Genomic DNA, 13,178 nt, shown 5'->3' on the forward strand with positions numbered 1-13,178 from the left:
TAGCAGACGGTCTCTATAAATGAATAACAGAGACCATCTCGATAACACATACTACTAGGTAGCGCAGGATATATTACTGATTTTCGCTCGCCAAATCTTGAGCTTCAGTAACGGAAAGAGCAGTCATATTGACGATACCACGTGCAGTTGCTGATGGTGTGAGAATATGTACCGGTTTGCTAGTACCTAATAAAATAGGACCAATAGAGGCGCTACCAGTTGCTGTCTTGAGTAAGTTAAAGGCAATATTTGAGGCGTCAAGTGTTGGTAAGATGAGCAGATTTGCAGCACCTTTTAATGGACTTGATGGCATGTTGTTTAAACGAATATGTTCATTCAACGCGGCGTCACCTTGCATCTCGCCGTCGAATTCAAAGTCTACATTCATATCTGTCAGCAGTTCATATACCTTGCGCATCTTGACAGCACTGGTGCGATTTGAAGCGCCAAAGTTAGAATGAGAAACTAGTGCGACACGTGGTGTAATACCAAAGCGACGTAATTGATCAACTGCCAAGACAGTCATTTCAGCCAATTGTTCAGCCGTTGGATCTTCGTGGATATAAGTATCAGCGATGAAAATATTACGATCTTGCATGAGTACTGCATTCATAGCATAGAAGTCGTTCACACCTTCTTTTTTGCCAATAACGCTTTGTACATATTTTAAGTGCAACTGATAATGGCTAAACGTACCACATACCATGCCATCTGCAGCGCCATTTTCGACCAATAGTGAGCCGATCAATGTGGTCTTACGACGAACATCACGGCGAGCAAGTTCAATACTTACACCAAGACGTTTGTTCTTCTCGTAGTAACCCTGCCAGTAGTCTTTATAACGAGGATCGTCATCGATATTGACGATAGAGATGTTCACACCATCTTTTAGACGTAACCCTAGTTTTTCGATATTGGCTTCGATGACTGAAGGACGACCAATTAAAATAGGTTGGGCTAGCTTTTCATCAACGACCACTTGCACAGCAAGTAAGATATTATTGTCTTCACCTTCACAGTAAACGATACGTTTTGGATCGGCTTTAGCGCGAGCAAAGATTGGTTTCATCACGAATGCAGAGTTATAGACAAACTCAGACAGACGCTGACGATAAGCTTGCATATCAGCGATAGGTAAGGTTGCAACGCCTGAGTCCATCGCAGCTTGAGCGACCGCAGACGCGATCTCGATGATTAGGTTTGGCTCTAAAGGTCCTGGAATCAGGTAATCACGACCGAAACTTTGCATTTTTTCAATGTTTCTAGCGCTGGTGGTTGGCGTTGCTTCAACGTGTGCCATCGCAGCGATAGCTCTTACACAAGCGACTTTCATCTCTTCGTTAACAGTCGTGGCACCAACATCTAATGCGCCGCGGAAGATGTAAGGGAAGCATAAAGCGTTGTTTACTTGGTTTGGATAGTCTGAGCGACCCGTTGCCATGATGACATCTGGACGTACGGCGTGCGCCAATTCTGGCATGATCTCAGGTGTTGGGTTGGCAAGGGCAAAGACGATAGGGTCTTTTGCCATACGGCGAACCATATCTTCAGATAACGTACCAGGCATCGATAGACCAAGGAACATATCGACATCATCCATCACTTCGTCGATAGTGGTCGCAGTCGTCTCACGCGCATAGCGCTGTTTGGTTTCGTCAAGATTTTCACGGATAGTCGTAATGATACCGCGTGAATCTGAAACGAAGATATTGTTTTTGTTTACACCAAGTGCGCAAATAATATCTAAACAAGAAATGGCGGCGGCACCAGCACCTGAGCAGACGATTTTAATCTCTTCGATTTTTTTGCCAGTAATCAATAGCGCGTTGAGCATCGCTGCTGCAACAATGATTGACGTACCATGTTGGTCATCGTGGAATACTGGAATGTTCATGCGCTTACGTAATTCACGCTCAATTTTGAAACATTCTGGTGCTTTGATGTCTTCTAGATTGATACCACCGAAAGTAGGCTCAAGAGAAGCAACTGCCTCGATGAATTTGTCTGGATCATTTTGTGCAATTTCAATATCAAAAACGTCGATACCTGCGAATTTTTTGAATAAAACCCCTTTACCTTCCATCACAGGCTTCGATGCCAATGGCCCGATATTACCTAGACCCAGTACCGCAGTACCGTTGGTGATAACACCAACCAAGTTGCTACGGGCGGTATATTTAGCCGCTAACGTCGGATCTCTTTGAATCTCAAGACAAGGAACTGCCACACCTGGTGAATAGGCAAGTGCTAAGTCACGTTGGTTTGCCAACTGCTTAATAGGGGTGACAGAGATTTTGCCTGGACGTGGGAACTCATGATAATGTAAGGCAGCTTGTTCAAACTGCTCTTTTTCTGTACTAAGGTTATCCGTATTCAAAGTGGTATCGTCATTCATAATAATTGCCATGGTTAGAATAAATTGGAATAAAGTAAATGGAGATAAAAATAACGTTTTACCCTCAAAAAATCATGGAATAATAATCCTCTAAGGGCAACGTGACGCTAAACAGTTAATAATTTAAAGTGTCAGGATTAGCGATTAAGCATTGAGCCAAAAAAGTAATCTAGTGGAATAGTTATTCTAGCACTATTGCCAATTCACTGCCTAGTCAGCTGCCGTGAACGGCGAGAATAATATAGTAAAATGATATTCATTATTTAGCCAATTAATAATGCCAAAAAATAGGGTTAAATATCAACCTTAATCTCATAATGTTTCAAAATATTACAGAATAGCATTTTAATAACATATCATTAAGACGAGCAACTAATCGGCATTTGCGGCGCATGTGGGGTAGGCGGCATCGTATCGAGAAGGGTAGCGATTGCTTGTACCTGATAAGGATTAGCCAGTAAATCGAATACTCGACTCACTTCTTCGAACTGTCCTTGTTCTGCTGCCGTAATGGCACGCTGCGCCATACTATTGCGCAGTACATAAACAGGATTGTTGGCTGTCATATCATCGATAACTTGCTCAAGTGGCAGCTGCTGTATTTGCGCCATATAACGAGTCGACCAATCTTGCCAGACTTGCTGGGCATCATCGCTAAGCTCATTCGTCATGATTGACAATAGGTGCTCTTCATAATGGTGCTCATTCGGCGCGACCAAACCGAGTAGCGCACGGAAGCTATTGGTATAATCCAGCAAGTTGTCTTCTAACAAGGTTAACCATTCAAAAGCCAATGTTAGACTCTCTTTTGCATGCGGCAGCCCAAGCTTACGACAAAGCCCTTGCTGATAGTGCTGCATAAATGTGGCTTCATAAGGCGCTAGACAGTCTGCTAACGCCTCACGTGTTACGCCCTCTAAGCGCATAAAATGTGGCAGCCAAGCATTGAGGTTCCAGTGACCAATAGCAGGTTGATTCTGATAAGCGTAGCGACCAGTATGATCAGAGTGGTTGTTGATCCAAGCAGGGTTGAAGCGCTCCATAAAACCAAATGGACCAAAGTCTAAGGTGCTACCAGTGATAGAGAGGTTGTCAGTATTCATCACGCCATGCGCAAAGCCAATCAGTTGCCAGTCAGCGATCATTCGTGCGGTTCGCTCAACCACCGTGGTTAAAAATGTCAGTATGGGAGCGTCACTATCACGGCACTCTGGATAATAAGTGTCGATCATATAATCGGTGAACTCAGCGAGCAAATCGGGCGCAAAGCTGGCAATCCACTCGATATGACCTAAGCGAATATGGCTGTCAGCCACGCGCATCAATGCCGCACCTGCTTCCATGCGCTCACGGCGCACCCTCGTGTCGGAGACAACAAATCCCAAAGCATTAGAGGAGGGAACACCTAATTGTGTAAGGGCATGACCACATAAATACTCGCGAATAGTGCTGCGCAAGACAGCGCGACCATCACCCATCCGCGAATAAGGCGTCAGACCAACGCCCTTAAGGTGCAAGTCTTGCAATTGATTATTGTTATCGAGCACTTGTGCCATCAGCAAGCCGCGCCCATCACCCAATTGACCTGCCCATTGCCCAAATTGGTGACCCGCATAAACCATGGCCAATGGCTTAAAATCCGCTGGCACGTATTGACCACTGAGTATCTCTACCCAATGTGTCATCAGATCTTCATCATCTGTCCAGCCTAACTGCTGCGCAACTTGCATGTTGAAGTGTCCAGCACGTGGATTGTCCAGAGGCGTTGGCGGTTGCTCATGATAAAGGCGAGTGTCTAGATTGACATAGGTATTTTGATAGCGCATACAAGCCGTTCCTGCTTTTGAAGTATAAGTAAAGTGTAGGGGCGATAAAAGCACTATAGCATAGCCTTGATATTACATCGTTTCACTCTGTCCATCTCTTGTAATAGCGCAGCCAAAAACCATGAGTAATATTGAATGCATTTAGCCTATCAAACAAAGATATTGCTTCCACTTGTCCTTTTTATTTCTATAAATCAATGTTCGATACGATCTATAAAGGATGAGCAAAAAAATCCCTCTATCTGTAGCAGATAGAGGGAAGGAGAAGCTTTACAATTATCGTTCATCACAAAGGTAATAAAATACAGTTTAATAATCAGCGATTATGCCGCTTTTTTACTGATTCCGATAGAGCGAAACGCGGTTTTTAAGTTGCTGTTATGCTCAAGGATTTTCTGTTCAATTTTGGCATAGTCATGCTTTAGCTCATCTTCCACTTCATACAAGCGATCGGCATATTCTGTCTTTTTCAGCTCAATCGTTTTGGCTTTGAGTGCTTGCCATTCTTCAACAGTCTGCATAAAGGCATCATATTCAAACTTAATACGGTCTTGGAAGCTCTTCATCGCATGAGGAAGATCAATGCCGCTTACTGCTGCTGTATCGATTTGCTGCTGAGCCGCTTTAAATTGCATTTGTACTTCTGCATGCTTGATAGTGGTGTCATCAACGGTACGTAGCTCACTGGTTAAGCCCAGCTTTGATAGGCCAGCAATCAACCATTTAGTAGGATCATACTGCCACCATTTTACACCGTTACGATAATCGTATTGGAAGAAGTGATGGTAGTTATGATAACCCTCACCCCACGTAAAGATAGCTAAGAAGAAGTTATCGCGAGCAGTATTGGTATCCGTATAAGGACGCGTGCCAAACATATGACATAGCGAGTTAATAAAGAAGGTAAAGTGGTGCGTCAGTACCAGACGTAGTAAGCCTACGATGACCAAAGTACCCCAAACATCACCCAATAACCAACCGATCGCAGCGACTGCACCGATGTTCAATGCCGCAACCCAGAGACCGTAATATTTATGCTGAATCTGTAAGGTTCTATCTTTGGTTAGGTCAGGGATATTTTTATAGTCAAATTTACCGCTAGGATAATTGCGTAGCATCCAGCCCATATGACTAAAGAAAAAGCCACGCTTTGCTGAGTACGGGTCTTCTAAGCGGTCATCGACATGACGATGATGCGTACGGTGACCAGAAACCCAATCAAATGCTGAACCTTGTACGGCAAAGGTGGAACCTAGCAATAAAAAGTTTTTGACGATTGGATGCGCTTTATAAGCACGATGCGATAGCAGGCGATGATAACCAGCGGTAATACTAATGCCTGTCCATACCATAAAGGCACCAAATACGCCCCAAACTGGCGCGCTAACATCATGAGTAAACAAATACCATGGTGTAATGATCGCAGCAGCAATAGGTGTGGCTACCAAGATAGTCGCTGGAATCCAGTTGATCGGCGCTTTTGTAAACTCAAACTCGCGCATATCAATGCTGTCTTCTTTAGTAGAGACATCTTGCTCTCCCGCAGCATGGGCGTAGTTGCGTTTGGCAACAGGCTGCTCATTAAGTGAGCTTGCAGTTTTACTCTCGTCAAAACGTGTCTTAAAACGTGTGGCTTGAGTGCTGGCGGCTTTGATAAGCGTATCACCAGATTTGATAGCGAAACGTAAGCCTTTAAGCGGTAAGCCAAGTGCTTTTTTTGCAATCATATAATATCCCTAGCGGTATTAATTTAAGCCTATATGATACCTTAAAAAATCAATAAAGTGAACAGTTATACACTGTAAAAATATTGCTAAATAACAATAACTTGTATTGATTATGGAATGTATTAACGAAAATAATGGATGACTTATCAGGCATTGAGGAGAAGTGTAAGTAACACCGTAGATATGTAGATGATTTTAAATAAATCAAATAAAGGCGATGCTTATTAACCCAGCAGTAAATGACTTGGATAATCAGTGATGATAACGTCAGCTTGCCATGCGATCAGCTGTTTAATCGTGTCAATATCATTGACCGTCCACGCACTCACTGGCAAGCCATGACAGTGGCTATGTTTAATGACTGCTCGACTAATCAGCGGATAGTGGATACCTAGCTGAATACAGCCAAGTTGCAAGGCGGTATTCGGTGCAGTCATTAAGACTTCAGGTGTGCGAATGAGCAAGCCGCGAGAGATATGCTTTAGTAATGGATGACGTTGTAAGCGAACATGTAGCTCTACATCGAAACTGGTCAGCACAATGGGTAGTTTGGCAAGTGGGCTATCGATGAGGTTGTGTGTCAATGCTTTTACCAATTTAGCATAATCAGTACGGTCATGCGTTTTAATCTCCAGTTCAATATCAGTAAAGCCCTTTAGCAACGGCACTACCTGCCCTAATGTCATAATCTGATGACCAAACTGCGAATGGCGTTGAATCTCAGTAAGATTCAACTGATCAACACGTGCTTGCTGACCACACATGCGTTGCAGCGTGTCATCATGAAACACGATTAAATGACCATCCGCACTCAGTTGTACATCAAACTCAACCCCTGCCAAACCCTGAGTGTTGAGACGTTGAGCGTACTCAAAGCCTGAAAAGGTATTTTCTAATGCTTCGCCGCGCGCACCGCGATGACCCAATAAAAGCGTGTTTTCAAAATTTATCATAATTTATATGGTTGGTTAGTGATACGCGCAATCATATAGTGCTAAAACAACAGCGTCTAATAAAATTTGCTCGATAGAGCAATATTACTATGTGGTTCCTTTTATCCAAAAACCTTATAGATATGAGCTGAGCGAAATCTTAGAATATGTTTACTGTCTGTCAAACATTCAACAGACCCTAGTTGATCGCGGTAGTCTAAAAGCGTATTTACAGCGAATTCATAAGTATGTATTTGTTATGTTTTTGCAACTAAATACAGGTTTTACCTATAATGAGGGACGTTATTTGTATATCCATGGGCTACACTAATGAACATTTTATTTAAACACCGTATAATAATCTGGTTTTCAAACCTAGGGCAGCTAGGGTTGCGGTTTGAACATCAATCACTGTCCATCAGTGGCGGTACGTATTAGTAAATTGGGAGCAAAAGAAATATGAGCGTAGCAAATAAAAACGTGAGCAAGTGGTATAAAGTGGCTGGTATTGGCATGGTATGTGGTTTAGCGCTTGCTGGCTGTGATCGCTCAGAGAAGGAAGATACCACCGAGACGGCAGAGCTCACAGAGCAAGAGTCTGCATCTACTGAAAATACTGCAGCTACTGCGGTGAGCTGTGATGACCCCATGGTACAAGATCGTCTCAAAACGGCTTTAAAAAACACGCTCAATCAACAAGCACAAACGCTGGCTGCCAACTACGCAAATGATGCAGAGATCAGTCTCGCTAGCGGCGCTATCACTAATAAAACCAACGGCATTGTGATTGATGTACAAAATGCTGCAGTCTTACAAGCAGCCAATGACAATGGTATGACGACTTGTCAGGCAAGCGTGAGCATGACGTTACCAAGCGAAGATTTGTATCAAGCCAGTCAAGTACAAGCAGCCAACAATTTGCCAAGCCTACAATCACGCTTAGCGCAAAATAACATTCGTATCAACAATAACATGTTGGTTGATGATGCCTTTACTTATGTCGTTGGTACTCAAGGCGGTCAAGTACGCACACGTATTGCTGGGCAGCCAGCATTGATTACTGTGGTCGCCGATGTGATGGCAGGTTCTGTATTTAAATCAGCGATGGATGAGCAGCGCGCCCAACGTAGCACTGAGCGCCGTGCAGCACAAAACGATGACAGTCAGTCAGCACCCGTTCGTCAGCCTCAAGTAGTCAAGCCAGTTGAGCCGATTCGTCCTACTCAGCCTGCCACGCCGCCGACTATTAACAATCCAAGCAGTAGTAATACGGATAGCAGCGCGTCAGCCACTCCTGAGGTCAAAACCCCAGCTGTACCGAAATCAGTACCTAAAGATGAAAGTATCGATATGGTCATTATTGAAGATGACAGCGCTACTTACTAATTAGTAAGGTTTAAGCTGTTTTCGAATAATATTGTCGTGACTGAATAGTATCGCTTAGTCAATAAAAAGCCCGCAGTGTTAAGGTTGCGGGCTTTTTTATATTTTATGCTAAACCTTGATCCTAGGGTGTTATTTTAGCGTTTTAGTCCACTAAAGTAGTCCTGCGCAATTATTTTTTATCAGCGAATTTTTGTAATACCTGACTGTCCCATAAGACTTCAGAGACTTTGTTGGGATCTGTACAAAAGCGAGCAGCGACAAACAACCAATCCGATAAGCGATTGATAAAACTCACGGCCGTACTGCGAATCGCTTGTGGTCGCTCTTGCTGTAATAGCACTGCTTGGCGCTCTGCACGGCGACAGATCGTACGCGCAACATGTAGTTGGCTGACCAATACCGAACCTGTGGGCAAGATAAAATCTTTTAGCGGCGGCAAGGTGGTATTCATCGCATCAATTTGCTGTTCTAACCATGTAATGTGAGTGGCATTGACGCCTTCATATTCTGGCATAGCCAGCTCACCACCGATATTAAACAATAAGTGCTGAATGATGACTAACGCTTGAGAAAATTCTTTCTCTATAGATTGCCCTTTATTATGCTGTAACTGAGCACGTACCAGACCAATGTGTGAGTTAAGCTCGTCGATATCACCCATTACGCTAAATAGATTGTCTGCTTTGCTGACGCGGCTGCCGTCTGCCATGCCAGTACTACCGTCATCTCCAGTACGCGTATATATTTTGCTTAAACGATTGCCCATATCTAAATCCTTAACAGTTTTTTATGATTGAATGATGTTAGTTGCGGGCTCATTGTAGTATTTTATGGCTGTTTTCGCTAAGATAATGGGTTAGGTTTTATGTTGCCGCTATTTTTACAGTTATAGCGACCATAGTCAGTACTGTTTAATATCCAAACATTGATTATATTTTTATTTTATCTATTTTATTTATATTAAAAGGCTTTTTAACCATGACCACACCACTTGCCGATGCGATGTCTCAGCTTGCTATTTATGACTCACTGACTGGCGGAAAACGTCAGTTTGTACCACTCAAATCAGGGCAAGTAGGCATGTATGTGTGCGGTATGACCGTTTATGATTATTGTCATATTGGGCATGCTCGAATGATGATTGGGTTTGATATGGTGGTACGTTGGCTTACGCAATTGGGTTATGACGTTAATTATGTGCGCAATATCACCGATATTGATGACAAAATCATCGCGCGCGCCGCCGAGAATGGCGAAGAGATAGGTACGTTAACGCAGCGTTTTATTGAAGCCATGCACGAAGATTTCGCAGCACTTGGTTGCTTGGCACCTGATGCTGAGCCGCGGGCGACTGACCATATTGATGACATGCAACACATGATTGAGACGCTGGTTACAGGTAATTATGCGTACACAGGCGACAATGGTGATGTCTACTATGCCGTCGATAATTTTGCAGATTATGGTAAATTGTCTAAGCGTAATCTCGATGAGATGCAAGCAGGTTCACGCGTCGATGTCGAAAATGACAAACGAAATCCGTTTGACTTTGTCCTGTGGAAAGCCGCGAAACCTGATGAGCCGCAATGGGCGTCACCATGGGGACAGGGGCGTCCAGGTTGGCATATCGAATGCTCAGCGATGTCGACCAAGTGCTTGGGTAGTACCTTTGATATTCATGGCGGTGGTCACGACTTACAGTTTCCGCATCACGAAAACGAGATAGCGCAGTCTGAAGCCGCGACTGGCTGTGAATACGCGCGTAACTGGATGCATGTCGGTTTCATTAATGTCGATGGCGAAAAAATGTCTAAGTCATTAGCGAACTTTTCAACCATTCGCGATGTGATAGCAAAATACCTACCTGAAACCGTACGCTTTTTCCTATTATCAAGTCATTATCGTAGCCAAGTAAACTTCTCTGATAGTGCATTGGATGAAGCACATAATAGCCTAAGCAGATTGTATAATGCGTTAAAATTGGCCGAACAACAAAAAGGGCAGACGCTCGTCGTCAGTGATACGCTGATAAATGATGCTTATAGCAGCAGTGCTGGACAAGATTTCATCAAAGCCATGAACGATGACTTTAATAGTTCAACGGCGATCAGTGTATTGTTTGGGCTGGCGCGCGATATTAATAAAGCTATTAAAGCCGAAGACGTAGACACCGCATGGCAATTAGCAGAGCAGCTCAAAACGTTGGCACAGGTACTCAATATTTTACAGCAGCCAGTTCAACAGTTTTTGCAAGCAGTGATTGGTGAACAGGCGGATGATGGTTTAACCGATGACACTATCGATGGTTTAATCATTGAGCGTGCGGATGCCAAAACCAATAAAAACTTTGCGCGTGCTGATGAGATACGTGAGCAATTAAAAGATGCTGGTATTGAGCTTGAAGACAGCCGTGCTGGCACGACATGGCGCCGCGCTTAAGGCAATCATGTTACAGAACACCCATATAGATAGTCATAAACTAAGTCAGCTTTGAGCTGGCTTTTTTTATAGACTAAACTAGAGTGTGTCATCATTCTAAAAATGGTGCTAAGAAAAAGATAAATTGCAGTCAAACAAGAAATATGAAGCTAAATTGGCTATGCAATATATGTAAGAATAAGCTTTGTAGGCAAACTTCAAGAGATGCAAACATCAAGTGAATTAATGGCTTTTAAAATATGAATATTCTCAAAAAAAGCATTGTTGGCAGTCATCGTATAGCAATTGATACCGACAGTGACCACTATCCTAACCCCCAGCGTTGGAATGTGCGCGCCAGTACTTTGTCATTACTATTGGTTTTTTTTATAGTCAGCATGAATGCTGTGTTTGCACCCGCTAATGCCGCAAGCACTAGTGATATGCAAAGCGATAGCGAACAAGCTGCGGATGAGCAGTCTAACTCGTCATCAACTTCAATCAGCAAGCCCGATAATCTGGCTGAATATGCCACTCAGAAAATCAATATAATTAAAGATGAAAACCTCAGCATCTCTGGCGTTGCAGAAGAGATATTTGATCCTACCGAGCGCAATGCAGTAGAGCAAGCGGGTAATTTGCAGGGAGATTCTGGACTGACGGGTGAATACAATGAAGGTTATTATTTGCTAGACAAGCTCAATGTAGGCTTGCCGCCATTGTCTGAACTGCCAAATTTAACCACGCCACTAGCGACTTTAGAGTTTTTTCAGTCAGCGGTCATGAAGCAACAATACGACTTGGCTGCTTATGCACTCAACATGAATTTAATCGATCAGAAAATTCAGCGTAACCACGCGCTTGAGTTATCAAAACGGTTGGATTTTTTGTTAACGGAAAAAGAGCTTTACGTTTTTGATGATCTGCCAGATCGCCCAGATGGTTTAATCGAGCCGCCGCTTGGCAATACCAGTAGTATTATGGGCATTCCTAGACGTTCGATTCAGCTAGGCTATATTGACTATCGTGAGCGCCGTGTCCCCATTTATTTGCAACGAGTACGGGTTGGTGAGGCTGCGCCTATTTGGGTATTTTCTGCACAGACAGTTGATAATATCGACAATCTCTATGAGCAATATCATCCAGCGGAATTTGAGCGTTATTTACCTGGATGGTTAAAACTTAAGATTTTTAGTATTGCACTATGGGAGTTTTTGGCATTAGCATTGTTTTTCTTAGTGACCATGGGAGTAGGGTGGTTACTCAGTAAAGGCACGGAAAAAATAATCAGCCGTTATATCGATGATGAGAAATATAGTAATTATGTTGGTAGTACTAATGGCGTGGCAGATTTGGTTAATAAGCTGACCGTGCCGTTGACTTTTACCATCAGTTTTTTGCTCGTCTTTACTTTGGTGTCAGGCGGTTTTCCTTATTTGGATGCAGTAGCTTCATCGACTCGTCCGCTTATCTGGATTGGGCTAGTATTTAGCACCTTATGGCTTGGCATTCGTGTTATTAACTTTTTTGCTAATCGCTATCAAAGCCTACAAATTGAAAATCTGGCTGAAGAGCACTTTGATAAAGAGCGCCGTCGCCGTACTTATGTATCGATATTTCGCCGCGTCTTTATTTTTGTCATGATTTTGGGCAGTATTTGGATTGGTCTCAGTGAATTTGCCAACATGGAAGGTCTTGGCAAAACGCTATTGACCTCGGCTGGTATCGCAGGCGTGGTCATTGGGATTGCCGCGCAGCCGATACTGGGTAACATCATTGCTGGGGTACAGGTGGCCGTGACCCAGCCGGTACGGATTGGCGACAGTGTGATAATGGATGGCAATTTTAGTACCGTTGAAGACCTGCGTTATACGTATGCGGTACTCAAAACATGGGATGAACGTCGATTAATCGTGCCGATGCGTGAACTGATCACCGAAACGGTAGAAAACTGGTCACATACAGAAGTACATCAGACCTGTCCTGTGTTTTTATATGTCGATTATGGTGCAGATATTGATGCCATTCGCCAGCAATTTATATCGGCGGTCAAAGACAATAAGCTTTGGGACAACAAAACTGAGCCTGAAATGTTTGTCGTTGAGGTGACTGCCAACATTATTCACCTGCGCGGCGCTGTTTCAGCGGTAGGTCCTATAGAAGCATGGACACTGGCCTGTGAGATACGTGAGCAGATGTTGAATTATTTATATAGCAAACAAAAAGCTTATCTGCCTGCTGAACGTTTGATATTGAAGGGTCAAGACCAGTAACCAACGATTGAGTGTATTTTCTATGCTTTTAAATAGCTGGGCTTTACAGATGTCGATATTGATAGACAAGCGCTAGCAAAATAAGCTGACAAATATAGCATGCGATTTGTCTGATTATTTGTTATAATATGGCGTTATTTTTAAGGGATAAATGAGCGATTAAGAGTAGGGGCGCGCTATATTTGTGCAAACTTATTAGCATCAATCAATGGCAATTTTCG

The 13,178-nt window shown here is 43.3% G+C and carries 8 protein-coding genes; 3 read left to right on the forward strand and 5 right to left on the reverse strand.

Annotation, left to right across the window (positions count from 1 at the left end; all coding sequences use genetic code 11):
* Nucleotides 1–73: 73 nt before the first annotated feature.
* The 4 genes from INT03_RS09875 to INT03_RS09890 all read right to left on the reverse strand — a co-directional run bounded on the left by INT03_RS09875 (nucleotide 74) and on the right by INT03_RS09890 (nucleotide 6,901).
* Entirely contained in the window at nucleotides 74–2,395 is a 2,322-nt protein-coding gene (locus tag INT03_RS09875) for an NADP-dependent malic enzyme (RefSeq protein ID WP_060491229.1), read from the reverse strand.
* 359 nt (nucleotides 2,396–2,754) lie between these two features.
* Entirely contained in the window at nucleotides 2,755–4,221 is a 1,467-nt protein-coding gene (locus tag INT03_RS09880) for a protein adenylyltransferase SelO (protein ID WP_193008816.1), read from the reverse strand.
* A gap of 323 nt (nucleotides 4,222–4,544) precedes the next feature.
* On the reverse strand, nucleotides 4,545–5,723 hold the full coding sequence (locus tag INT03_RS09885) for an acyl-CoA desaturase (protein WP_193008834.1): 1,179 nt from the start codon (nucleotides 5,721–5,723) through the stop codon (nucleotides 4,545–4,547).
* A 449-nt stretch (nucleotides 5,724–6,172) separates the two neighbouring features.
* Nucleotides 6,173–6,901, reverse strand: coding sequence for a glycerophosphodiester phosphodiesterase (locus INT03_RS09890; protein WP_193008817.1), 729 nt, complete (start codon nucleotides 6,899–6,901; stop codon nucleotides 6,173–6,175).
* A 438-nt stretch (nucleotides 6,902–7,339) separates the two neighbouring features.
* Here INT03_RS09890 and INT03_RS09895 point away from each other — a divergent pair, with 438 nt between their 5' ends.
* On the forward strand, nucleotides 7,340–8,266 hold the full coding sequence (locus INT03_RS09895) for a hypothetical protein (protein ID WP_193008818.1): 927 nt from the start codon (nucleotides 7,340–7,342) through the stop codon (nucleotides 8,264–8,266).
* A gap of 169 nt (nucleotides 8,267–8,435) precedes the next feature.
* Here the strand turns inward: INT03_RS09895 and INT03_RS09900 are convergent, their stop codons facing one another.
* Nucleotides 8,436–9,032, reverse strand: coding sequence for a cob(I)yrinic acid a,c-diamide adenosyltransferase (locus INT03_RS09900; protein WP_193008819.1), 597 nt, complete (start codon nucleotides 9,030–9,032; stop codon nucleotides 8,436–8,438).
* Nucleotides 9,033–9,244: 212 nt separating this feature from the next.
* Between INT03_RS09900 and cysS the strand changes: the two genes are divergently transcribed.
* Both cysS and INT03_RS09910 read left to right on the forward strand, forming a co-directional pair.
* Complete coding sequence (gene cysS, locus INT03_RS09905) at nucleotides 9,245–10,705, forward strand: cysteine--tRNA ligase (protein WP_193008820.1); 1,461 nt, start codon at nucleotides 9,245–9,247, stop codon at nucleotides 10,703–10,705.
* 239 nt (nucleotides 10,706–10,944) lie between these two features.
* Entirely contained in the window at nucleotides 10,945–12,957 is a 2,013-nt protein-coding gene (locus INT03_RS09910; protein ID WP_226950309.1) for a mechanosensitive ion channel family protein, read from the forward strand.
* Nucleotides 12,958–13,178 lie beyond the last annotated feature (221 nt).

This window comes from Psychrobacter sp. PG1, from assembly GCF_014897815.1.
Taxonomy (GTDB): Bacteria; Pseudomonadota; Gammaproteobacteria; order Pseudomonadales; family Moraxellaceae; genus Psychrobacter.

Bases quoted from the DNA above. Each gene is read 5' to 3' on its own strand.
- INT03_RS09875 (WP_060491229.1), bottom strand. From the start codon at position 2,395: ATGAATGACGATACCACTTTGAATACGGATAACCTTAGTACAGAAAAA.
- INT03_RS09880 (WP_193008816.1), bottom strand. From the start codon at position 4,221: ATGCGCTATCAAAATACCTATGTCAATCTAGACACTCGCCTTTATCAT.
- INT03_RS09885 (WP_193008834.1), bottom strand. From the start codon at position 5,723: ATGCGCGAGTTTGAGTTTACAAAAGCGCCGATCAACTGGATTCCAGCG.
- INT03_RS09890 (WP_193008817.1), bottom strand. From the start codon at position 6,901: ATGATAAATTTTGAAAACACGCTTTTATTGGGTCATCGCGGTGCGCGC.
- INT03_RS09895 (WP_193008818.1), top strand. From the start codon at position 7,340: ATGAGCGTAGCAAATAAAAACGTGAGCAAGTGGTATAAAGTGGCTGGT.
- INT03_RS09900 (WP_193008819.1), bottom strand. From the start codon at position 9,032: ATGGGCAATCGTTTAAGCAAAATATATACGCGTACTGGAGATGACGGT.
- cysS (WP_193008820.1), top strand. From the start codon at position 9,245: ATGACCACACCACTTGCCGATGCGATGTCTCAGCTTGCTATTTATGAC.
- INT03_RS09910 (WP_226950309.1), top strand. From the start codon at position 10,945: ATGAATATTCTCAAAAAAAGCATTGTTGGCAGTCATCGTATAGCAATT.